We start from the raw sequence: 22,720 nt of genomic DNA, 5'->3' as shown, positions 1-22,720 counted from the left end.
CATGGAAACCCACATCGCCAAACGCGTTGAAATCGTGATCGAGGCACCGCTGGAACGGCGTTTGGCCGAGGCCCTGAACACAGCCGGGGTGACAGGCTATACGATCCTGCCCGTGCTGGGCGGGTCGGGCCGATCGGGCAAATGGAGCCGGGAAGGCCAGGTTGGCCGCGCGGGCATGGTCGCCTTTGTCTGCCTGATCCGGCCAGACCGTCTGGACGGGCTGTTAGATGCCGCCTTTACCGTGGTTGACAAACATATTGGCGTGGTCAGCATCACCGATGCGCAGGTTTTGCGCGCGGAACGGTTTTAACGGCCCCAGCCTTCTGATTGCATTTCGCGCAAGCGGCTGGCGGTGCGTTCAAATTCAAACGTGCCTTCGCCTTCGACATAGAGCATTTCTGGCAGGGCGGCGGCACTACATACCAGTTTGACCCTTGCTTCGTAAAGCGCGTCGATCAACGTGACAAAGCGTTTGGATTCATTGTAATTCCGCCGCGACAATTGCGGAATTTCATCCACAATCAGCACCCGCACGGCATCTGCCAATGCCAGATAATCCGCAGGGCCCAGCGGCATGCCACACAGATCATAAAACGTCGCACGGGCCACACCATTGCTGAACTGCGGCAATGCCACCTGCCGCCCGTTGACATGCAGCACAAGGGGGACGGACACTCCACCGCTTAAATCATGCCAGATTTGTGCAACGGCAGTGCGTGTTTCGGCATCTATTGGGGTGAAATAGGTTGGCTGACCGGTCAGGCGGTCCTGTCGGTAATCGGTATCACTGGTCAGTTGATGCACAACCATATGATGCTTGATCAAGGCAATGAACGGCAGGAAAAGCTGCCGGTTCAGTCCGTTCTTATACAGATCATCAGGGTGTCGGTTGGATGTTGTCACTACAACCACGCCAGCGGCAAAAAGCGCCTCGAACAGGCGGCCCACAATCATCGCATCGGTGATGTCGGTGATCTGCATTTCGTCAAAGGCCAGAAACCGGACATCAGCTGCCAGCTTCGCCGCAACGGGGGCAATGGCATCATCTACCCCCTGTTTACGGGCGGCGTTCATTTCTGCATGGACCCATTGCATGAACGCATGAAAATGGCTGCGTTGTTTTGGCACAGCGACCTGCTCGAACAGCAGATCCATCAGCATTGATTTGCCGCGACCCACCCCGCCCCACATGTAAAGACCAGGAATGGGCAGCGGTGCCTTGCGGAAAAGTCCGGCTTTTTTCACCGGCTCGGTCAGCGCAGCGCGGACCCGCTCAAGCTCTGGCAGGACAGCCAGTTGCGCGTCATCCGGGCGCAGTTTGCCTGCGGTAACGGCGGCAGCATATACCTGTTGGATCGTCATGTCAGCGCAATAGCGCGCAGGATCAGGGTTGAAAAGCGGTCGTCACAAAAGCCATGTCAGTTTCGCGCTTCTTGCGCTTGCCAGGCAGACAGGATGTAGCGGCTTGTCATCAGATCAAGATGCGCGCCCCCCCCGTTTTTGAACAGCGTAATTTCCGCGTCATCCGTGCGCTGAAAACAGCCAAGGCTATAGTAATCCGCGATCACATCGTCCGGCGCGATCACGCCTGCCATGATGGGGATTTTCAGCTCACCGATATGGCCAATTGTGGTTTCCTTGCTGTCCACGAATATCCGCGCCCGCTGCAGGGCGACATCATCCGCCTCGCGCATGTCGGGGCGGTAGGCACCGATCAGGTCAATGTGTTGGCCCGGTTGCAACCAGTCGCCCTTGATAATGGGTTCGGTCGTCATCGTGGCCGATGTCACGATATCAGCCGCGCGCACCGCCGTTTCCAGATCGTCCGCAATGGTAACACCTGGAAGTGCCGCAGCAAAGGTGGCAGCGCCAGCGGGTGACCTGTTCCAGATGGTGAATTGCGCCTCGGGAAACGCGGCTCCATAGGCCTGCCAAAGGGAATGGCCCACCGTGCCCGCCCCCACGATCAGAATTTTGCGGCTGTCGGGCCGGGCCAGACGGCGGGCGGCCAGCAGGCTGTCACCGGCGGTTTTCCACTTGGTCACCAGATGAAAATCAAGGATCGCATCAAGCGCACCATCATCGCCTGAAAACAGGTTGACCGCGCCACCAATCGCCGGTTTACCCTGTGCACGGTTGCCGGGGAAAATCGTCGCGCATTTCACCGCCAGCCCCATTCCGGCGATCCAGGCAGAGCGGTTCAGCAGCGTGTTGTCGCCTTCATACAAGAACACATCCGCCACATCCGCGCGCGGCAGGTCGTGCCCTGCCGCCAGCGCATCGGTCAGAGCGAGCCAGTCAAGGTTTGCCTCGCCTTCCTTGAACGGTATCATCACGGTCATTGCGCGGCCTCCTGTGTTAGCAGCCCTGCGGCCACCAGCCTGTCTGCCCAACCTTGCGGGCCGTCAAACAGATGCGTCTGCCAGCCACGTGCAGCGGCAATGGCGATGTTGTCGGCGCGATCATCGGCAAACAACAGGCTGGACGGGTCCAGCCCGCAATCCTGTTCGACCATCTCATAAATTCGCACGTCGGGTTTGATCACCCCCATATGCCCCGAGATATAGCGCCGGTCGAATTCTGTCAGGAAAGGGTAAACCGGTTCGGCAATCGCAAAAGTCTGGATGCCGAAATTCGTCAGGGCAAAGACCGGCACCCCCTGCGCCCGCAACGCGCGCAACAAGCGCACGGAATGGTCGATCGCAGGGCTTGCCATATCGATCCAGCGGTCGTGCCAGATCAGCACTTCATCGCGCCAGTCGGGGTTGGCATGGGCCATGGCATGGACCGTTTCTGAAAAATGCGCGCCACTGTCCACCGCATCGTTCATCGCGTGCAGGTCAATCGCGTCAAACATGGCGCGGCGACGGTCAGGGCCGATCACGCTGTCGAAAAACCGTTCCGGTTGCCATTCGATCAGCACATTGCCAATATCGAAAATCACTGCGTTGACGTCTGGCATGGAATTCCCCTGTTTGTGCCGGGACACCTTAACGCCACACCGGGCGCTGTAAAGCAGGCGGCGCCACCGCCCCGGCGCGCCTGTCTATCCCTGTCGTGCGGCTGCGCGCACCGCCCGTTCCAACGCATCCAGAAACCGGGCGCGATCAGCCTTGCCAAAGGGCTTGCCGCCGCCTTGGCGGAACGGATCGGCGGCGCGCATATCCGCCATCAGGTCGCGCGTGGCCAGCACGTTGCCGATGTTGGCCTGCGTCAGCGGTTCGCCGTTATGTTTCAGCACCAACGCCCCGTTTTCGATACAGCGCGCGGCCAAAGGGATGTCGCCGGTGATGACGACATCACCGGCCTTGGCCCGGTCTGCGATCCACATATCGGCCACATCGGGGCCATCGGGGACGACAACTGTTTCCACCAGCGGGTTTTGGCTGGGCCTTATGCCGCCGTTTGACACAACGAACACCCGCAGTTTGTGGCGCGTTCCGACGCGTTCGACCTCGGCCTTGACCGGGCAGGCGTCGGCATCAACGTATATCACGCGTAAAGCGCCTCTGCATGGAACGCGACGTGGTCTTCCATAAAGGTCGCGATGAAGAAATACGAATGATCATAGCCCTTTTGCAGGCGGATCGTTCCCTCTTGCCGCTTGGTGGCCATGGCGGCGGCAAAGGCGTCGGTTCCCAGCAGATCACCAAACTGGTCATTCGTGCCGGTGTCGATCAGGATCGGCCCGTCAAAACCCGGCCCCTGCATCAGCAATGTCGCGTCATGCGGGCCCCATTTGCTGTCGTCCGCGCCCCAATAGGCGGTGAACTGCTTGCGGCCCCAATCGCTGTTGGTCGGGTTGCAGATCGGCGCAAAGGCCGACACCGACCGGAACCGCCCGGGCAGGGCCATGGCCAGCGTCAGCGCCCCATGTCCGCCCATCGAATGTCCACAGATCGACTGACGGTCCATGTCCAACGGAAATTTTTCAGCCAGCAAGGCGGGCAATTCTTCGGCCACATAGGTCCACATCTTGAAATGCCGGTCCCAAGGGGATTGCGTGGCGTCAATGTAAAACCCGGCCCCCTGCCCCAGATCATAGGCGTCATCATTGGCCACAGCGTCGCCGCGCGGGGATGTATCGGGAAACACCAGCGCAATGCCCTGTTCGGCGGCCCAGGCCTGCGCGCCCGCCTTGGTCATCGCGTTTTCGTGCGTGCAGGTCAGACCAGACAGAAACCACAAGACCGGCACCGGGCCATGGGCGGCCTCCTCTGGCAGGAAAACGGCGAATGTCATGTCACAGTTACAGGCGGCAGAGGTGTGGGAATAGACCCCCTGCGTGCCGCCAAAACACCGGTTTTCTGAAATCGTCTGCATGATATTTCCTTTTCGGTTTGGCGCAAGGGGTAACGCACCCTTAAAACGATGTCACCCATGCGATGACCAATGACACGGTGACAATGCTGGCCGCCGTAGACAGCAGGATTGCTGCCGAGACGCGCATCGGAGCGATACCATAGTGCTGCGCCAGCATGAAAACATTGCCCGCCACCGGCAGCGATGCCGCCGCGATCATCACGCCAGCAGGATAAGGCGCGATGTCAAACACCAGCAACGCCGCAGCGGCCACGGCCAGCGGATGCAGCACCAGCTTGCAAAACGACAGCCAGCCCGCCACGGCGACCCTTTCCGCCGATTTCGTGGCAAGCGATGCCCCAATCGCAAACAAAGCGCCGGGCGTGGCCGCGGCCCCCAAAAGAATCACAAATTCATTGATCGGGCCCGGCACTGGCATCCCATTGGCCGATACCAGTAACCCCAGAACGATCGACACGATCATCGGGTTTTTCAGCAATCCCGTTCCCACGGTCAAAAGCACCCTCCACAGTGCCCCGCCGCCTTGGGATCCGGTGATCAAGATCACGATCAGGCTGCCAAAAACGATCAGATCAACCGCCAGCACCATCATCACCGGACCAATCGCCGCCTCGCCCAAAAGCAGCACCAGCATCGGAATACCCAGAAAACCCACATTGCCGATCACGGCACATTGCGCTTCGACCGCGGCTTCGGCCACGGACAGGCGGCGGTACATCGCGACCAGCGTGGCCAGCACATAGATTGCGACTGTGCCCAGCAAATAGGCCAGCACGAACGGCCAATCAAGGATATCACCCAGCGACAGGTTTGCCGAAAACCGGAACAGCATGGCCGACAGGGCAAAGTAAAACACGAATTTCGTCAGATATGCCGTGGCTTCTGGTGTAAAGAAACGGCTGCGCCCCGCCCCATACCCCAAGCCGATCACCATGAAGAACGGCAGGGTTTTAAGAAAAATATCCCACATCGCTTAGCGGAAGGTGCCAGTCGCACGCCCCAGCAGGACAAAGGCGCGCGCAGTGCGTGTTTCCGCCATGGCCAGCATGTCGGTATCCGTGGCCTGTTCTTCAAAAATGACAAGCATCTGATCGAACCGGCGCAGGAAATGATGCACCGCATCTCGAAAAATCGTATCTTCGCGCATCCGGGCCGCGGTAACATCCAGCGTATCACCATCGCGCACAGTCCCAAGTTTTACTACGGCGGCGCCCCGTTCACCCTTGGCAAAGCGGCGCCACAAATCGGCGCTGACGGGGTCTGTGCGCAGATCATCCATATAAATGCCGTCCTGCGATAACAGCGTCAGCACATCCTGACTGGCCTGCACCAGTTTGCGCGCACCACGGTCACGCAGCGCACGGCGCAGAGCAGCAAACCCTTCGGTATCGTTTTCATCGTCGGGAAAATGCAGCGCGCGGATCATATCGGCGCGCGCCAGCGGCGGACGGTCGTCCAGATCGGCAGTGTCCAGCGACAGGCTGGGCTGAACGGCGGGCATCGGCGGGGCGGGCTGGGGCACGATCAGGCGCGACACCTCGCGGCGCGAAGCGAAACGCGTGGGCGTTTGGGCGGCACCGTCCGGCTGAACCGCGGGGGCCGTAATGGGTGCTTGCGCTTGCGACGACGCGGTTTGCGGCACCGAACGATCGCCAGGCTGGTTCCGGCGCAACTTGTCGATGGCTTGCTGCAACATAAAAATTTCATCGCGCATCGCTTGCCGTGATCGCACGGCAAAGACGCCAACCCCGATCAACACCACCGGCAAAAGCACCGCAGTCAACAAAGACGCCAATCGGAAACTGTCAATGGGTCCATCAGCGCGCGGCGCGAGCCAGAACAATAGCCCCAGCACAACAAACCACACCAGCGCCGAAACGCCACCGATCAGGTCTGCCTTGGTCAATCCTTCAGGGGGTCGTCCTGTTTCGCTGATGTCGTTCCGCGCCATAAAATGCGCACCTTCTATTTATAGGTGATTTTCAGAATCTCATAGCTGCGCACACCGCCGGGGGTGCGCACTTCTACTGTGTCACCTTCGTCCTTGCCGATCAACGCACGCGACAGCGGTGATTTCATGTTCAGCTTGCCGTGTTCGATATCGGCCTCGTATTCGCCGACGATCTGATAGGCTTTTTCTTCGTCGGTTTCTTCATCGACAAGATCGACCGTCGCCCCAAACTTGACGGTGCCGGACAGTTTGGTCGGGTCGATGACGTCAGCCAGCGAAATCACGCCTTCCAGCTCTTTTACCCGTCCTTCGATAAAAGACTGTTTTTCCTTGGCGGAATGATACTCCGCGTTCTCGGACAAATCGCCATGTTCGCGAGCCTCGGAAATTGCGCGAATAATCGCCGGGCGCTCCACAGTCTTGAGATGCTTCAACTCTGCATTCAGCTTGTCAAAACCTGCACGGGTCAGTGGGATCTTTTCCATCATGGTCGCCTTCCGGGTCGGACTCTATCAATCGCACGTTCATAGCCTATTGGGGTGGATCAAAGTCAAGGGCCAGACGCGTTTTGACGCCCCAGGATCGCGTTTTGACGTCGTGTCTTGATTGCTCCCATATCTGTCATCAGCTAACCTTTGGTTTGACCACGTGAAAAGGGGCCTTGCCCCGCCCGAAAAAAGGAACCGCTGATGGCCGAGATCGAACGCGAAGCAATGGAATATGATGTCGTTATCGTCGGCGCGGGGCCTGCCGGGCTGTCTGCCGCGATCCGCCTGAAACAGCTGGATGCGGATCTGAGCGTCGTTGTCCTGGAAAAAGGGTCCGAAGTGGGCGCGCATATCTTGTCGGGCGCGGTTCTTGATCCGGTTGGGCTGAACCGTCTGTTGCCCGACTGGAAAGAAAAAGGCGCACCGCTGAACGTGCCGGTCACAAACGATAATTTTTATATGCTCGGTGAAGCAGGGCAGTTGCGCATCCCGAACTTTGTCATGCCACCGCTGATGAACAACCACGGCGCTTACATCGTGTCCATGGGCAACGTCTGTCGCTGGATGGCCGAACAGGCCGAAGGCATGGGCGTTGAAATTTTCCCCGGCATGTCCTGTTCAGAGCTGGTTTACGGTGAAACCGGCGAAATCAAAGGCGTCGTTGCCGGTGAATTTGGCAAAAATCCCGATGGCACCCCCGGCCCGTCCTATGAACCAGGGATGGAGTTGCACGGTAAATACGTTTTGCTTGGCGAAGGCGTGCGCGGGTCGCTGTCGAAACAGGTGATCGCGAAATACGATCTGGCGGCAAAATCCGATGTGCAGAAATACGGCCTTGGCATGAAGGAAATATGGGAAATCGACCCAGCCAAACATAAGGAAGGCACTGTCACCCACACGATGGGCTGGCCACTGGATGGCAATGCGGGCGGCGGGTCGTTCATCTATCACCTTGAGAACAATCAGGTTTACGTCGGTTTTGTTGTTCACCTGAACTATAAGAACCCGCATCTGTTCCCCTACATGGAATTCCAGCGGTTCAAGCATCACCCGATGGTGGCCGACCTGCTGAAAGGCGGCAAGCGCGTTGCCTATGGCGCGCGGGCAATCTCGGAAGGTGGCTATCAGTCATTGCCGCAGCTGGCCTTCCCCGGCGGCGCACTGTTGGGCTGTGCGGCAGGGATGGTGAACGTCCCGCGCATCAAAGGCAACCACAATGCCATGCTGTCGGGCATTGCCGCGGCAGAGGCGGCCGTCGATGCGATCAAAGCGGGCCGCAGTGGCGATGTGCTGGACGGTTACGATGCCGCAGTGCGCGCGGGCGAGATTGGCAAAGACCTGAAAAAAGTGCGCAATGTCAAACCGCTATGGTCCAAATACGGGCTGACCGCTTCGCTGGCCATTGGCGGGCTGGATATGTGGATGAATACGGCGGGTCTTGGTGTGCTGGGCACGCTCAGCCACGGTAAAACCGATGCCGCAGCGACCGAAGAGGCCAGCAAGCACAAGCCCATCGCCTATCCCAAACCCGACGGCACGCTGTCATTTGACCGGCTCACCAATGTGGCCTTCAGCTTTACCAACCACGAAGAAAGCCAGCCCGCGCATTTGCATCTGTCCGACCCTGACGTGCCGGTAAAGGTAAACCTTGCCAAATATGCAGGGCCATCAGCGCGGTATTGCCCCGCAGGTGTGTATGAGTTTGTCAAAGAAGAGGGAAAAGACCCACGTTTCGTGATCAATTTCCAGAACTGCGTGCATTGCAAGACCTGCGACATCAAAGACCCAAGCCAGAACATTACATGGACGGTTCCACAGGGTGGTGACGGGCCAAATTACCCCAACATGTGACACGATCAGCGCGGCCCCGCATAAAGACGGTTTATTGCAGGGGCCCTTTTTTCGATTCCTCTGAAAAGGGTGTGATTTTGAACTGCAATTATTCCAGCACAAAGCCACCTGGCCAGCGTAACGTATAATCCAGCCGCACCTCTTGCTTGGTGCCTGCGGGCACGCGCAGATCCCATTCCAGAATACCACGCCGCCCATCAGGGTTGGTGCGCGTAACCGGCGGTGCAGCCGTGACCATGACCGTCAGATCGTCCTGTTCGGAAAAGGGCACGGCGTCACGCAGTAGCACATCCCAATCCTGCCCCGTCAGGTTTTCAACACCGATTATTGCTGCCTCTTGCAACTGGTTTGCACGGGAAAAGACACCTGCATCACCTTCCGAACGGCGTGGGGTGGCGCGTGTCAGCCGCAGACCATCCAAGGGGCCAAAGCCCATCTGCATATCGGCCCCGGCAGCCAGCAACGGCAGCCGGTCAAACCCGATCATCGTGCCGTCTGTATATATCAGCACCTGACCGGGCAACAGAACCTCTGATGTGGTGTTGCTAAATTCCGCCATGCGATAGGCAATTCTATCGCGGCTTGGGGCGGCCTCGGCCCATACGCGGGCGTCAAAATCCAGCGTATCAAGCGGTAGGCGCAAATCTTCGACACCGTCACGAATATTGACTGTGCCGGGATAACGGTAGGTCACGGTCGCGCCGCTAAAGTCAGCTTTCGCCTTGAACGGCGCGGCTTCGGCCATCGGCGCGGCCAGATCAGAACGTTGCACAGTGGTGACGCTATCGGTCAGGGGGCGGGGGCGGTCGCGTTCTGCCTCGGAAATGATCCGGCGGGGGTAGGAAAACACCGGGCTTGGGGCAGTCTGTTCGCCGGGGCGCGCGGTGGAAAGCACAAGTTTCACATCCAACCAATCCTGCCCGGTCGCCTGACTGACAACAACCGACCGGTCAAGCGTCAGCGCGGCATCATCGCCGGTGGTCAGCCGCATGTCATAAACCGGCGACCATGTGGCGAACCCTTCGATGGCACTAGCGGTGATTGTCACATCCTGCGCCGTGGCTGTTTCAAGCATAAACGTCAGGACCGACCCGTCGGTTGCAGGTGCCAGCAATGCGGCCAGCGCCTGCCGTGCGTCCTGCAAGGCCGCGGTATCATCCGCGCGCGCCCGTTCGGCGGCAATTGCCTCTTGTTCTGCGGCAAACGCATCTTGCCGCATGCGCAGGGTTTCGGCACCCACCATTTGCGCAAGCGCCTGAATATCAGCGATTGTCGCAGCCGTCAGGGTTTCGGCCGCGCTGGCTTGCGACAGGCTTTGCAGGAATGTGATCTGATCGTTCGCCGCCTGCACCCGCAGCCGGATCTTCGCGATCGCCGCATCACGGTCGCGCATCACCTGTTCTAATTGTTCAACCGCGGCGCGGGCGGCAACAACGGCGGGCCGATCGTGATCTTGGGTAACGGGCAAACGGCCCCGCGCAAGGTTCACCGCACCAATCTGCACGCCAGCCGGTGCGGCAAGCCGCAACCCTTGCGGATCAAGGGTGTCGGGCAATCCGGGCACAATGATATCGTGACGCCCCGCAGGCAAGCGCAAAAAAATATCGCGCGAAACGGTCGCTTGCCCAGGATAAATAGTGACACTATCAATGCGCGCCTGCCCAAAAATCGTATCCGCAAAAACGGGGGCGGCGCAGATCATCAGGCCAGTGATCAAAATGGGGCGAAACATGGCAACTCTCCTCGCACGATGCATGAGAAGCTTAGCGTCTTGATTGGCCTAATGCATCTATCCTCTGTCGTGTCAGGTCATTTTTCGCGCAACGGGCCGACAAAAAAAAGAGACGCCAAAGCGGCGTCTCTTTTCGGCACGATGTTTGAATTCATCAACCTTTTTTCAGGCACAACCGCCCCAGCGTTTCGGCGATCTGCACGGCGTTCAAAGCGGCCCCCTTACGCAGGTTGTCAGACACGCACCACAGGTTCAAACCGTTGTCGATTGTGCTGTCCTGCCGGATGCGGCTGATAAAGGTCGCATAATCACCCACACATTCGATTGGCGTGACGTAGCCGCCGTCTTCGCGCTTATCGATTACCATGATACCGGGGGATTCGCGCAGGATATCGCGGGCTTCGTTTTCGTCCAGATGGTCCTCGAATTCGATGTTGATCGCCTCGGAATGGCCGACAAACACCGGCACCCGCACACAGGTTGCAGTGACCTTGATCTTGGGATCCAGAATTTTCTTGGTCTCGGCGACCATTTTCCATTCTTCCTTGGTGTCGCCACTGTCCATGAACACGTCAATATGCGGGATCACGTTGAACGCAATCTGCTTGGTGAATTTCTTGGCCGGTTTGTCATCTGTCGGATTATAGATACTTTTGGTCTGGTCCCAAAGCTCGTCAATGCCTTCCTTGCCGGCGCCTGACACGGATTGGTAGGTGCTGACGACAACCCGCTTGATCCGCGCACGGTCATGCAACGGCTTCAGCGCGACAACCATTTGCGCTGTCGAACAGTTGGGGTTCGCGATGATGTTTTTCTTGGTATAGCCGCGCACCGCTTCCGGGTTCACCTCTGGCACGACAAGCGGCACATCGGCGTCATAGCGGTAGAGCGAGGAGTTATCGATGACCACGCAACCGGCCTTGGCGGATTTAGTCGCATATGCATTGGTCACGTCTGACCCAATGGCAAACAATGCGATATCCCAACCGGTGAAATCAAAGGTATCCAGATCAAGGGTTTTCAGGGTCTTGTCGCCAAAGCTGACCTCGGTGCCCAGCGATTTGCGGCTGGCAAGTGCGGCAATTTCGTCCACGGGAAACTGGCGTTCCGCGAGGATGTTCAGCATTTCGCGACCCACGTTGCCCGTGGCGCCGACGACGACGATTCTGTAGCCCATTGGCTGGCTCCTTGGTTGCAATGCGCCCCTTTAACGCGCCTGTGCCCCAAGGGAAAGGGGGCGCGGGCAATGGGCCGGCCCTGAAATTCGCGCTGGACAGTGCCAGATGCCCCGCTAGGCTTGCACCATGACAACAACCCCCGATTTCCGTGACCCCGCACCGCGTGGTCTTTGCACAGACTGCGGGGTGTCGCGCATGGCCGACCCGACCGCCTGCGGCAAGGCCTGCCAATTCATCAAACCCGACTATCCCACGCTGGAATCACGGGTGCATGGCCGGACCGCCGGAACCGGCGGCGACGAACGGTTTTTTGGCGTCACAGGTGCGATGTATCGCGCTGCCCTGGCCCAACCGCGCGAGGGCGCGCAATGGACGGGGCTGACCACACGGCTGGCCGAACGTCTGCTCGAAACCGGCGCGGTGGATGCGGTGTTGACGATGGTGCCCGATGCGACAGATCGCTGGCGCCCCCGCCCCGCGATCATCACCGACTCTGCGAATATGGCCGAGGCGCGGGGCATGCGAATGGGCTATGCGCCGCTTTTGGCGCTGTTGGAACCGGCGCGCGATGCCGGGCACAGGCGCATCGCCGTCATCGGAATCCCTTGTCAGATATACGCCTTGCGCGCACTAGAAACACAACTGGGGTTCGACAGGATCTACGTGATCGGCACCCCCTGTTCCGACAACACCACAACCGAGAATTTCCACGGTTTTCTAGCAAGGCTGACAGACGCGCCCGACACCGTGACCTATCTGGAATTTCGCGCCGATTATCATGTGGAACTGCGGTTCACCGATGGCACCAAACGGCTGATCCCTTTTCTGAAACTTCCCATTTCCGACCTGCCGCGCAATTTCTTTCCGCTGACCTGCCGCACCTGCGTCGATTACACCAACCGGTTGGCCGACATCACCGTAGGTTATATGGCCGGTGAAGGCGATCAATGGCTGATCGTACGCAACTCCCGCGGGCAGGAAATGCTGGACAGTCTGGCGAAAGAGGTGCGGTTGGCCGCCCCCGGGTCAAGCGGCAAACGGGCGGGCGCCGTGAAGGGGTTTATCGCAAACACACGTCTGGCGGCGGGTGGCTTACCGCTGCGCCGCATGCCCGATTTCATGCGCGGGATCATGGGCTGGCTGATGCCCCGGATCGGGCCGCGGGGCCTTGAATTTGCGCGCGCGCGGCTGGAAATGAAAGCGGCGGAAACCGTTCTGCACCTGCAACGCGAAGAACCCGCCAAAATCAAGAACATGGTGCCAGACCATGTGTGGAACCTTGCCGCACCATATGGGTTACTCCCCTCAACTAATGACGCAAACACGGTAAAGGATTTTAGCTAAAATCCATTGCCCGCCGCCGGTTTGCGGCCAAGACATCGCAACCAGATCAGTCATTCAGGTAAACATCACAAATTGCGTCGACCCTCTGGGAGAGACGCACATCGTGTTTCAAGATAAAATCAAAGCGCGGCTGGTATATCTTCAAAAAAAACCGAAACCGTCGCAGACGGTGCCTGACAATCGCATAGAGTCTGCAATAAGTTAGTTTTAACAACAGCGGAGGAAGAACCATGCACATCGGATGCCCGAAAGAGATCAAACCACAGGAATTCCGGGTAGGTCTGACACCCATCGCCGCGCATGAGGCTGTTGCCCATGGCCATAAGGTCACCGTCGAAACCGACGCCGGCGTCGGCGCTGGTTTTACCGATGATGACTACATCACGGCGGGCGCCAGCATTGCCACCACGGCGGCAGATGTCTTCGCCGTCGCCGACATGATCGTCAAAGTCAAGGAACCACAGCCCGCAGAACGCAAGATGCTGCGCGCAGGGCAAATCCTGTTCACCTATCTGCATCTGGCACCCGACCCCGATCAGACCCGCGACCTGATAGCGTCGGGCGCGACCTGCATCGCCTATGAAACCGTCACCGATGATCGCGGCGGCCTGCCCCTGCTGGCCCCGATGTCCGAGGTCGCAGGCCGTCTGGCACCGCAAGTTGGCGCATGGACCCTGCAAAAGGCGAACGGCGGACGCGGTGTGTTGATGGGCGGCGTGCCAGGCGTGGGGCCAGCGCGGGTTGTCGTGATTGGCGGCGGTGTCGTTGGCACCCATGCGGCGCGGATTGCCGCTGGCATGGGCGCGGATGTCACCGTGCTGGACCGATCCTTGCCGCGCCTGCGTTACCTTGACGATGCCTTTGGCGGCGCGTTCAAGACATCCTATGCCAGCGCAGGTAACACGATCGACCTCGCGCGCGAGGCGGATATGATCATCGGTGCCGTCCTGATCCCCGGCGCGGCCGCACCCAAGCTGATTTCGCGCGCGCAACTGGCTGAACTGAAACCCGGTGCGGCGCTGGTGGATGTGGCGATCGACCAGGGTGGCTGTTTCGAGACGTCAAAGGCAACCACGCACCATGACCCTATCTATGAGGTTGACGGCATCATGCATTATTGCGTGGCCAATATGCCCGGCGCCGTCGCGCGCACATCGACCATTGCCCTGGGCAATGCCACCATGCCGTTCATGCTGGCCTTGGCGGACAAGGGCTGGCGGCAAGCCTGCCAGGATGACCCGCATTTGCTGAACGGGCTGAACGTCCATGCGGGTGCCTTGACCTATGCCGCCGTCGGCAAAGCCTTGGGGCTTGACGTGATGTCGCCGACTGACGCGCTTAAGGCGTAACAAAAAACGCCTGCGCGCCGCACAGCGAGCTTTGCGGCGCGCGCTATTTCTTCAGCGCGTCACGGATTTCCAACAGCACATCAAGTTCGCTTGGCCCCTTTGGGGCTTCGGGGGCTGGCTGTTTTTCTGTTTCTGCTGCTGTCTTGAGCTTATTGACGGCCTTCACCAGCATGAACACCACAAAGGCAATAATCAGGAAATTGATGCAAGCCGTGATGAACGCCCCATAAGCAAAAACCGCGGCCCCGGCATCGCGGGCGGCATCAAGGCCAACACCGGCAGGCACATCGCCCGACAGCACCACATACATTGATGTGAAATCCACACCGCCCAAGACCAGACCGATGATCGGGTTGATCAGATCCCCCACAAGACTGGATACGATGGCAGTAAAAGCCGCGCCGATGATAATCCCGACGGCAAGGTCCATGACGTTGCCTTTGGCGATGAAATCCTTGAATTCCTTGATCATGACAGTGTTCCCGATATGTTTGACCGACGCGCGGTTTAACTCGTTTTCGCGCAATTGCGCACAGACATACCCAAATTGGTCAACATGGCCACGCCTTTTATTGTGGCTCAGATCAGAATAGGTCGTAGCCAAGCAATTTTTGACAAAAGAGGCATGAAACAATGACCGATCTGTCCCAATTTCCGATCACGGCACGCTGGCCCGCGAAGAACTCCGGCATTATCCAGCTCTATTCCTTTCCAACCCCGAACGGGGTCAAGGCATCCATCGCATTGGAAGAAATGCGGCTGGACTATGAACCACACCTTGTCACGCTCAGCGATGCGGATGTCAAAAGCGATGCATTTCTGTCGCTGAACCCCAACAACAAGATCCCCGCGATCATCGACCCCAACGGCCCTGATGGCCCGATCGGCATTTTCGAAAGCGGGGCGATATTGCTGTATCTGGCCGAAAAAACCGGCAAATTCATCGGTCAGACGGCAAGCGAGAAATCACAGATCACCCAATGGCTGATGTGGCAAATGGGCGGGCTGGGGCCGATGCTGGGGCAGATGGGGTTCTTTTACAAATTCGCAGGCAAGGATATCGCCGATGACCGCCCCCGTAACCGTTACCGGGACGAGGCGATCCGCCTGCTGGCTGTCGTGGAAAAGCAACTGGAAGGCCGCGACTGGATCGCGGGCGACTATTCCATTGCTGACATGGCCATTGCGCCCTGGATCAACGCGCTGGAATTTTACGGCACCAAAGATGCTGTTGGCTATACCGATCTGAAAAACGTGCCTGCCTATGTTGATCGGTTCTTTGCGCGGCCTGCTGTGGACAAGGCGCGCAACATTCCAGCGCGCGCCGCCTAGGGCAGTTTACCGGTCAGCACATAGCGCAAGATGTCAACAACCTGCTGCGGCTCTTTCACAACGGCAAGGGCCGCGGCATCGACTTCCTTCAGCGCATGCTGATGTTCGTCCTGATGCATCACGATCAGCGACTTACCCAGCGCAGCGGCATAGCCCGCATCAAATGCCGCGTTCCATTGTTTATATTTTTCGCCAAAGCGGACCACAACGATATCTGCCATATCCAGCCCATTCCGGGTGCGGATGGCGCTCAGCTTTGCACCCTTGTGATCATGCCAGAACTTGTCCGGCTCTGCCCCCATGATCGCAACACCGCAATCATCCGATGCGGCATGGTCTGTCACCGGGCCGGTAAATTCCACATCCAGATCTGCCGCGCCGGCGATAATCTGGTCACGCCAATCGGTGTGAATTTCGCCTGACAGATAAATCGTAAGCATGACATTCACCTTCTTTTGTTAAAAAATACCTCCGCCGGAGGCCAAGGTTTTTGCAAAAACCTTGCTTCCAGCTTATCCGCGCAGCACACCGCCGGTCGCTTTTGTCACCTTGTCCACAATTTTCGCGCTGACCGCTTCGATATCGGTGTCTTTTAACGTGGCCTCTGTCGGTTGCAGGCGCACCGTGACGGCCAGCGATTTCTTGCCAGCGCCCAGACTGCCCCCGATGAATTCATCAAACACCCGCACATCGGCAATCAGCGCCTTATCCGCACCGGCGGCGGCATTGACCAGCGTCAGCGCCTCGACTTCGGCATCGACCACAAAAGCGAAATCACGTTCCACCGCCTGCAAATCCGTCGCCGCCAATGCAGGCCGCGTCGCTGTCTTGCTGCGCGGCAGCGGCACTTCGTCCGGCCAGATGGTGAAAGCGACCGCAGCGCCTTTGATATCCATCTCTTGCAGCACCTTGGGGTGCAATTCGCCAAACACCGCCAGCACCTTTTTCGGGCCAAGGCAGATCTTGCCGTGACGACCGGGATGCCACCAGCCTTCGGCACCGCGCAGGATCTGCACCTTGGCGGGTGCACCGATGGCGGCCAGCACGGCCTCGGCATCCGCCTTGGCATCATAAAGGTCCACGGGCCGCGATGTGCCATGCACGTCTTTTGGCCCGGTCCGCCCGATCAAGACACCGCTGATCAGCATATGCTGTTCACCGGGTTCACCACCGTGGAAACCGGCACCGACCTCGAACAGGGCCATATCCATGAACCCGCGTGCCTGATTGCGGGCAGCGGCACGCAACAAACCGGGCAACAGGTTGGGGCGCATATGTGACATTTCCGACGAAATCGGGTTTTCCAGCATGGTCGCATCGTCGCCACCGCCAAACAGGCGCGCCGCCTGCGCATCGACAAAACTATAAGTCACGCATTCATTATAACCCAGCGCCGCCGCCGTCCGTTTTGCAACCTGCTGGCGCACCTGCCCCGGCGTCAGTATCGGCTTGGGCACACCGGGCGCACTGCGTGGCAAGGGTTTGCCTTGCAATTTGGTCAGCGACGCGATGCGCGCGACCTCTTCCACCAGATCAGCCTCGCCCTGCACATCAGGGCGCCAGCTTGGCACATGGGCCATATTGCCGTCCAACCGGAAGCCAAGTGCGCACAGCGTCTGGCGCTGCGTCGCCTCGGGGATGTCCATACCAACAAGCGAAATCACCCGCTTTGCATCCAGCCTGTAGGCGCGCGACGTATCAGGCACCTGCCCCGCCTTTATCAACTCTGACACCGCGCCACCCGCATGATCGGAGATCATGCGCACCGCATGTTCCAGCCCTTCGGGCGTAAAGGCCGGATCGACGCCGCGTTCAAACCGGTAGCGCGCATCGGAATTGATTTTCAGTGCACGGCCAGTATGGGCGATCTGAATCGGATCCCAATAGGCGCTTTCGACAAAGACGTTCACGGTGTCCATCGTGCAGCCGGTGTCAAGCCCGCCCATGATGCCCGCAATGCTTTCGGGACCGTTGTCATCGGAAATGACCATCTGGCCCGGTTGCAAAGTATAGGTTTTATCGTCCAGTGCGGTCAGGGTTTCGCCACCCTTGGCGCGATGAACGCGGATGTTGCCCGTGACTTTATCCGCGTCAAACACGTGCAGCGGGCGGTTCAGGTCATAGGTGAACCAATTCGTTACATCCACAAGAAAACTGATGGGGCGCAGGCCGATGGCGCGCAACTGCTGTTGCAGCCATGCAGGGCTGGGGCCGTTCTTGACACCACGGATCAATCGACCACAAAAAAATGGCGCAACGTCCAGTGTATCATCATCAATGGACACTTTCAGATCAGCGACAAAGCTGGCAGGCACCGGATCAACCGTCAGCGGTTTCAGCGTGCCAAGCCCCCGCGCGGCCAGATCGCGCGCAACGCCGCGCACGCCCAGCGCATCGGGGCGGTTCGGGGTGATCGCGATTTCGATGACTGGATCAACCTTTGCCGGATCATGCAGCGCCAGCCAGTCGGTAAAGCTCTGCCCGACCTCGCCCGAGGGCAGTTCGATAATCCCGTCATGTTCGTCTGACAGTTCCATTTCGCGTTCGGAACACATCATCCCATAGGATTCGATCCCACGGATCTTGCCCACGCCAATCGTGGTGTCGATGCCGGGCACATAGGTGCCGGGGGCTGCGATGACCACGGTAATGCCCGCCCGCGCATTGGGCGCGCCGCAGATGATCTGGGTAGGGCCATCCTTGGTATCCACCTGACAGACGCGCAGCTTGTCGGCATCGGGATGTTTTTCCGCCGATTGCACATAACCGATGGTAAAATTCGCCAGTCGCTCGGCGGGGTTTTCGATACCTTCAACCTCAAGCCCCAGATCGGTCAGTGCGTCGGCGATTTCGGTGACAGAGGCATCTGTATCCAAGTGATGTTTCAACCAGGAAAGCGTGAATTTCATCGGTATATCCAGCGTATGTTATGTTGCAGCGGGCTTACCCGATTACGCCGCAATGCGAAAGACCACAGCGCGGGGTTCGCCCCGGCTCTTATAATTCACGCCCGGCCAAATCCTCAATCAGCGTGAAATGCTCGAACACCAGCATCATTTCAGGGTCAAAGCCGCCGTTGCGTGTGAAATAGGCTTTGTGCGCCTTGCGCCATTTTTCAAGGCTGTCGTTTTCACCCTCGGCCAGCGCCATATCTTCGGTCACGTCGCAAAACCGGATGTGCTGCACCTTTGTGGTGCGGATCACCAGCGCCGGCGTGCCATCCCAGTTGGCGGCAATGTCGCAGCGGCCCTCAACGGGCATGGCGTCGGGGTCATCATCAAATTCCGACGCCGCCGCACTGGTCGCGGTTTTCTTGCGCTGCCGGACAAGGCCGATCAGATATTGGCACAGTTCCGGCGTATCGCCAAAACGAAAGGTGCCCGCACCGGGGTAGGTGTCTTGCAGGTCTTCGATGTCGTCGGTCATCGATTGGCCTTTCGATTGCGGGCGCGTGTCGTAGGATGGTTGCTTGCACCCATCACCTGCTCAGCCCGCCATGCAGCGTGGGCACATCCAGCGCGGCAAACCCATAATGCCGCAACCAACGCAAATCTGAATCAAAGAATGCCCGCAAATCCGGTATCCCGTATTTCAGCATCGCAATCCGGTCGATGCCCATGCCGAAGGCAAAGCCCTGCCATTGCGTCGGGTCCACGCCCGCCGCTTGCAGCACCTTCGGATGCACCATGCCTGATCCCAGAATTTCCAGCCAGTCATCACCCTCGCCCACTTTCAGCGTGCCGCCTTCCCATGAACAGCGGATATCGACCTCGGCCGATGGTTCGGTGAAGGGGAAATGCGACGCACGGAAACGGATATCAACGTGGTCGACCTCGAAATAGGCTTTCACGAATTCCTCCAGCACCCATTTCAAGTTGGCCATCGAGATATCTTTATCAATTGCCAGCCCTTCAACCTGATGGAACATCGGGGTATGCGTCTGGTCATAGTCGGCGCGATAGACGCGACCGGGGCAGATGATGCGCGTCGGCGCGCCTGTTGTCTCCATGCTGCGGATCTGCACGGGGGAGGTGTGGGTGCGCAGCACATGCGGCGGCCGGTCATCGCCGGGGGCGCGGTGGGTATAGAAGGTGTCCATCTCGGCCCGGGCGGGGTGGTGGCCGGGGATGTTCAGCGCGTCGAAATTATACCAATCTGATTCGATCTGCGGGCCTTCGGCCACGGCAAAGCCCATATCGGCAAAAATGGCGGTCACTTCTTCGGTTACCTGGCTGATCGGGTGAATCGTGCCCCGACGGCGGGCGCGTCCCGGCAGGGACACATCCAGCCATTCGGTGCGCAACCGTGCATCAAGCGCGGCATCGGCAAGGGCTGCCTTTTTCGCGGCCAGTGCGGAATTGATCTCGTCCTTCAGCGCGTTCAGCGCGGGGCCGGCCACCTGGCGTTCTTCGGGGCTCATCTTGCCCAGTTCACGCATTTTCATGCTGATCTCGCCTTTTTTGCCAAGGGACTGCACGCGCAGGTCCTCGATCGACGCCTCGTCAGCGGCGTCAGCGATCATGTTCAGGTATTTGGATCTCAGCTCGTCCATCGGGAACCCCTTGCAACTGTCTCGGCGGTGCTAGCGAAAGCGGCGTGCGGTTGCAAGGTTCACGCAGCATCCGACAGCCCAATGCAAAAGGCCGCCCCGAACCGGAGCGGCCTTTTATCATCTTCTGCCGTTTTGGCCTCAGGCCATCGCAGCCTTGGCTTTGCCAACAATCGTTGCAAATGCATCAGGTTCGTTCACAGCCAGATCGGCAAGAACCTTGCGGTCAACTTCGATTCCGGCCAGCGCCAGACCATTGATGAATTTGGAATAGTTCAGAGTCGCATCAACCGCACGCACCCCGGCATTGATCCGTTGAATCCACAGCGCGCGGAAATTGCGCTTGCGGTTGTGACGGTCGCGGGTTGCATATTGGTTGGCCTTGTCAACAGCCTGCGCAGCAACCTTGAAGGTTGAAGAGCGGCGGTCATAATAGCCTTTGGCAGCGTCGAGAACTTTCTTGTGACGACGGTGCGTGACGGTTCCACCTTTAACGCGCATATCAAATTCTCCTTATCAGCGTGCGTAGGGCATCATTGGCTTGATGATGCTTTCATCAGCCTTCGACAGGGTTGTCGTGCCGCGTGCATTACGCAGGAACTTGTTAGTGCGCTTGATCATGCCATGGCGCTTTCCGGCTTGGCCTGCCAGAATGCGGCCCGTGGCCGTCACTTTGAACCGCTTTTTGCAGCTCGATTTTGTCTTCATCTTCGGCATTTCCGTCTCCTTTATAGGTTCGGTCGGATCGTGCGACTCGGCATGCCATGTTGGCCGGCCGCACGATATCAGGGATGCCTTATAGGTCGCATCCATGTCTGTTGCAAGCGGCTTAGTTGATATAACGGGCAATGACGCTGATAAAAACATCGTCCAGATTTTCCAGCACATAAGGTTCCAGACGCATCTGCATCGCATAAGCGACCATGGCGGCGCTTATCACGATGGCAACAGCCGCCGCCCGCGGTGCCCGCCGGTCAGCAAAGGCGCTGACCAAGGCGGGTATGGAAAACGCCCCAATAACACTGCCGACGACAAAAATCAGGTCAATATCCATCCGCAGATCCCTTTCAGGTCCGGTCGGATATTAGTCTTGATCGGCGCTGTAAATCAAACGTTCTGCACAGGGCGCGACACGCAGGATGTTGGTTGACCCCGGTGTATTGAAAGGCACGCCAGCCGTCACCACGATCATGTCTTTTTCAGTGGCCAATTCCTGTGTCAGCGTCGCACGCACAGCCGCCAGAACAGCATCTTTGAACCTGTCCACATGCCCCGTCACAACACAATTCGTCCCCCAGGACAAACACAGCCTGCGCGCGGTGCCGATATTGTTCGTCAACGCAATGATCGGCACACGCGGGCGTTCGCGCGACACCAAAAGCGCGGTCGTGCCCGATTGCGTAAAGCAGCAGATCGCCTTGATATCCGTTGTTTCCGCAATTTCCCGTGCCGCAGAAACGATCCCGTCCGCCACCGTCTTGCCTTCTGATTTGCGCGATGCAGCGATAATATCCAGATAGGTCGGGTCGGCTTCCACTTCGTTTGCGACATTGCTCATCGTTGTCACAGCCTCGATCGGATAGGAACCAGCGGCCGATTCGGCCGACAGCATGATCGCATCAGCGCCTTCATAGATGGCCGTCGCCACATCGGACACTTCTGCGCGTGTTGGCATCGGGCTGTCGATCATAGATTCCAGCATCTGGGTCGCCACAATCACCGGCTTGGCTGCAGCACGCGATTTGCGTATCAGTTGTTTCTGGATCGGCGGCACGTTCTGCACTGGCAATTCAACGCCCAGATCGCCACGCGCGACCATGATCCCGTCGCTGACTTTCAGGATGTCGTCAAAGTTTTTGACCGCTGCGGGCTTTTCAATTTTTGACAGAATCGCAGCCCTGCCTTTTGCCAAGGCGCGCGCATCCTGCACATCGGCGGGACGCTGCACGAACGACAGCGCCAGCCAGTCCACGCCCAATTCACAGACGAATTCCAGATCCTTGCGGTCCTTTTCCGAAAGTGCAGCCAGCGGCAATACGACATCAGGCACATTCACGCCCTTGCGGTTCGAAATCGTGCCGCCGACGATGACCTCGCAATCGGCAAATGTCGCGCCACAATCCTTGACCCGAAGCTTGATTTTGCCATCGTTGACCAGCAGATGCGCGCCGGGTTCCAACGCATCAAAAATTTCCTTGTGCGGCAGCTTGACGCGCGTTGCATCACCTTCGGCGTCATCCAGATCAAGCCGGAAGGTCGCGCCCTCGACCAGCTCTTCTTCGCCGTTGGCAAAAACGCCGACACGCAGCTTTGGCCCCTGCAAATCAGCCAGAATGGCAATCGGACTATTCAAATCCTTTTCCACCTGACGGATGATGCTGTGACGATGCTTGATCTCGGAATGATCACCATGCGACATGTTCAGGCGAAAGACATTTGCGCCCGCTTCGTGCAGGGCACGGATCATGTCATAGTCGTTGGAAGAAGGTCCAAGCGTGGCAACGATCTTCACATTGCAATGGCGTCTCATAGGGTCATCCTTCATCGGTCTAGATATTTGTTAGCGGTAACGGTCCGGGTCGGTTCGTTATTGCGCAATTCCATTCCAGCTACAACTAGCCTA

At 58.5% G+C, this 22,720-nt stretch carries 24 protein-coding genes; 5 read left to right on the top strand and 19 right to left on the bottom strand.

The genetic code is table 11. The features are described from left to right. The first annotated feature begins 1 nt into the window (after window position 1). On the top strand, window positions 2-310 hold the full coding sequence (locus IBX59_RS01930) for a transcriptional regulator (protein WP_296371827.1): 309 nt from the start codon (window positions 2-4) through the stop codon (window positions 308-310). Here the strand turns inward: IBX59_RS01930 and zapE are convergent. The 8 genes from zapE to greA all read right to left on the bottom strand — a co-directional run bounded on the left by zapE (window position 307) and on the right by greA (window position 6,759). Continuing rightward, window positions 307-1,362 carry a cell division protein ZapE gene (gene zapE, locus IBX59_RS01925; RefSeq protein WP_296371824.1) on the bottom strand — a complete coding sequence of 352 codons (1,056 nt, stop codon included), beginning with the start codon at window positions 1,360-1,362 and terminating at the stop codon, window positions 307-309. The genes IBX59_RS01930 and zapE overlap by 4 nt on opposite strands. 56 nt (window positions 1,363-1,418) lie before the next feature. Further along, entirely contained in the window at window positions 1,419-2,342 is a 924-nt protein-coding gene (locus IBX59_RS01920; RefSeq protein ID WP_296371822.1) for an ornithine cyclodeaminase, read from the bottom strand. Continuing rightward, window positions 2,339-2,962, bottom strand: a complete 624-nt coding sequence (locus IBX59_RS01915; protein ID WP_296371820.1) for an HAD family phosphatase — start codon at window positions 2,960-2,962, stop codon at window positions 2,339-2,341. The genes IBX59_RS01920 and IBX59_RS01915 overlap by 4 nt, the downstream gene beginning before the upstream one ends. Window positions 2,963-3,046: 84 nt before the next feature. After that, window positions 3,047-3,496, bottom strand: coding sequence for a YaiI/YqxD family protein (locus tag IBX59_RS01910; protein ID WP_296371818.1), 450 nt, complete (start codon window positions 3,494-3,496; stop codon window positions 3,047-3,049). After that, a complete protein-coding gene (gene fghA / locus IBX59_RS01905) occupies window positions 3,493-4,323 on the bottom strand; it encodes an S-formylglutathione hydrolase (protein WP_296371816.1) in 831 nt (276 codons plus the stop codon). Before fghA ends, IBX59_RS01910 begins: the two co-directional genes overlap by 4 nt. Window positions 4,324-4,363: 40 nt before the next feature. Next, the gene (locus IBX59_RS01900; protein ID WP_296371813.1) at window positions 4,364-5,293 is read right to left on the bottom strand and encodes an AEC family transporter; all 930 of its coding nucleotides are present in this window, start codon (window positions 5,291-5,293) and stop codon (window positions 4,364-4,366) included. Window positions 5,294-5,296: 3 nt separating this feature from the next. Then, entirely contained in the window at window positions 5,297-6,274 is a 978-nt protein-coding gene (locus tag IBX59_RS01895) for a hypothetical protein (RefSeq protein ID WP_296371811.1), read from the bottom strand. 14 nt (window positions 6,275-6,288) lie between these two features. After that, window positions 6,289-6,759 carry a transcription elongation factor GreA gene (gene greA, locus IBX59_RS01890; RefSeq protein WP_296371809.1) on the bottom strand — a complete coding sequence of 157 codons (471 nt, stop codon included), beginning with the start codon at window positions 6,757-6,759 and terminating at the stop codon, window positions 6,289-6,291. A gap of 204 nt (window positions 6,760-6,963) precedes the next feature. Here greA and IBX59_RS01885 point away from each other — a divergent pair, with 204 nt between their 5' ends. Then, complete coding sequence (locus IBX59_RS01885; protein WP_296371806.1) at window positions 6,964-8,613, top strand: electron transfer flavoprotein-ubiquinone oxidoreductase; 1,650 nt, start codon at window positions 6,964-6,966, stop codon at window positions 8,611-8,613. Between the two features lie 88 nt (window positions 8,614-8,701). Here IBX59_RS01885 and IBX59_RS01880 read toward each other — a convergent pair whose 3' ends face one another. Both IBX59_RS01880 and IBX59_RS01875 read right to left on the bottom strand, forming a co-directional pair. After that, complete coding sequence (locus IBX59_RS01880) at window positions 8,702-10,345, bottom strand: DUF4139 domain-containing protein (RefSeq protein ID WP_296371804.1); 1,644 nt, start codon at window positions 10,343-10,345, stop codon at window positions 8,702-8,704. Between the two features lie 154 nt (window positions 10,346-10,499). Further along, on the bottom strand, window positions 10,500-11,522 hold the full coding sequence (locus tag IBX59_RS01875; RefSeq protein ID WP_296371801.1) for an aspartate-semialdehyde dehydrogenase: 1,023 nt from the start codon (window positions 11,520-11,522) through the stop codon (window positions 10,500-10,502). A 127-nt stretch (window positions 11,523-11,649) separates the two neighbouring features. Between IBX59_RS01875 and IBX59_RS01870 the strand changes: the two genes are divergently transcribed. Then, window positions 11,650-12,867 (top strand): Coenzyme F420 hydrogenase/dehydrogenase, beta subunit C-terminal domain, encoded by a 1,218-nt coding sequence (locus IBX59_RS01870; protein WP_296371799.1) that lies wholly within the window; start codon window positions 11,650-11,652, stop codon window positions 12,865-12,867. Window positions 12,868-13,097: 230 nt separating this feature from the next. Next, on the top strand, window positions 13,098-14,216 hold the full coding sequence (ald, locus tag IBX59_RS01865; RefSeq protein ID WP_296371797.1) for an alanine dehydrogenase: 1,119 nt from the start codon (window positions 13,098-13,100) through the stop codon (window positions 14,214-14,216). A gap of 43 nt (window positions 14,217-14,259) precedes the next feature. Here the strand turns inward: ald and mscL are convergent, their stop codons facing one another. Beyond that, window positions 14,260-14,688 carry a large conductance mechanosensitive channel protein MscL gene (gene mscL, locus IBX59_RS01860; RefSeq protein WP_296371795.1) on the bottom strand — a complete coding sequence of 143 codons (429 nt, stop codon included), beginning with the start codon at window positions 14,686-14,688 and terminating at the stop codon, window positions 14,260-14,262. A 161-nt stretch (window positions 14,689-14,849) separates the two neighbouring features. Between mscL and IBX59_RS01855 the strand changes: the two genes are divergently transcribed. Further along, window positions 14,850-15,548: a glutathione S-transferase N-terminal domain-containing protein gene (locus tag IBX59_RS01855; RefSeq protein WP_296371793.1), complete on the top strand. Its 699-nt coding sequence runs from the start codon at window positions 14,850-14,852 to the stop codon at window positions 15,546-15,548. Here the strand turns inward: IBX59_RS01855 and IBX59_RS01850 are convergent. The 8 genes from IBX59_RS01850 to pyk all read right to left on the bottom strand — a co-directional run bounded on the left by IBX59_RS01850 (window position 15,545) and on the right by pyk (window position 22,627). Continuing rightward, complete coding sequence (locus IBX59_RS01850) at window positions 15,545-15,988, bottom strand: YtoQ family protein (RefSeq protein WP_296371791.1); 444 nt, start codon at window positions 15,986-15,988, stop codon at window positions 15,545-15,547. The two genes, IBX59_RS01855 and IBX59_RS01850, sit on opposite strands and share 4 nt — an antisense overlap. A gap of 72 nt (window positions 15,989-16,060) precedes the next feature. After that, the gene (pheT, locus tag IBX59_RS01845) at window positions 16,061-18,457 is read right to left on the bottom strand and encodes a phenylalanine--tRNA ligase subunit beta (RefSeq protein WP_296371789.1); all 2,397 of its coding nucleotides are present in this window, start codon (window positions 18,455-18,457) and stop codon (window positions 16,061-16,063) included. Between the two features lie 88 nt (window positions 18,458-18,545). Then, window positions 18,546-18,974: an ASCH domain-containing protein gene (locus IBX59_RS01840; protein WP_296371787.1), complete on the bottom strand. Its 429-nt coding sequence runs from the start codon at window positions 18,972-18,974 to the stop codon at window positions 18,546-18,548. A 52-nt stretch (window positions 18,975-19,026) separates the two neighbouring features. Continuing rightward, window positions 19,027-20,100, bottom strand: a complete 1,074-nt coding sequence (gene pheS / locus IBX59_RS01835; RefSeq protein WP_296371785.1) for a phenylalanine--tRNA ligase subunit alpha — start codon at window positions 20,098-20,100, stop codon at window positions 19,027-19,029. 138 nt (window positions 20,101-20,238) lie between these two features. Further along, window positions 20,239-20,598 (bottom strand): 50S ribosomal protein L20, encoded by a 360-nt coding sequence (gene rplT / locus IBX59_RS01830; protein ID WP_296371783.1) that lies wholly within the window; start codon window positions 20,596-20,598, stop codon window positions 20,239-20,241. Window positions 20,599-20,613: 15 nt separating this feature from the next. Next, on the bottom strand, window positions 20,614-20,814 hold the full coding sequence (rpmI, locus tag IBX59_RS01825; RefSeq protein WP_296371782.1) for a 50S ribosomal protein L35: 201 nt from the start codon (window positions 20,812-20,814) through the stop codon (window positions 20,614-20,616). A gap of 112 nt (window positions 20,815-20,926) precedes the next feature. Beyond that, complete coding sequence (locus tag IBX59_RS01820) at window positions 20,927-21,151, bottom strand: hypothetical protein (protein ID WP_296371780.1); 225 nt, start codon at window positions 21,149-21,151, stop codon at window positions 20,927-20,929. Between the two features lie 30 nt (window positions 21,152-21,181). Then, window positions 21,182-22,627, bottom strand: coding sequence for a pyruvate kinase (gene pyk / locus IBX59_RS01815; RefSeq protein ID WP_296371777.1), 1,446 nt, complete (start codon window positions 22,625-22,627; stop codon window positions 21,182-21,184). Between the last annotated feature and the right edge of the window lie 93 nt (window positions 22,628-22,720).

Source organism: Yoonia sp., assembly GCF_014859355.1.
Lineage (GTDB): Bacteria > Pseudomonadota > Alphaproteobacteria > Rhodobacterales > Rhodobacteraceae > Yoonia.
The sequence above is the reverse complement of the archived record's forward strand: the minus strand, read 5'-3'. Positions and strand labels throughout refer to the sequence as shown.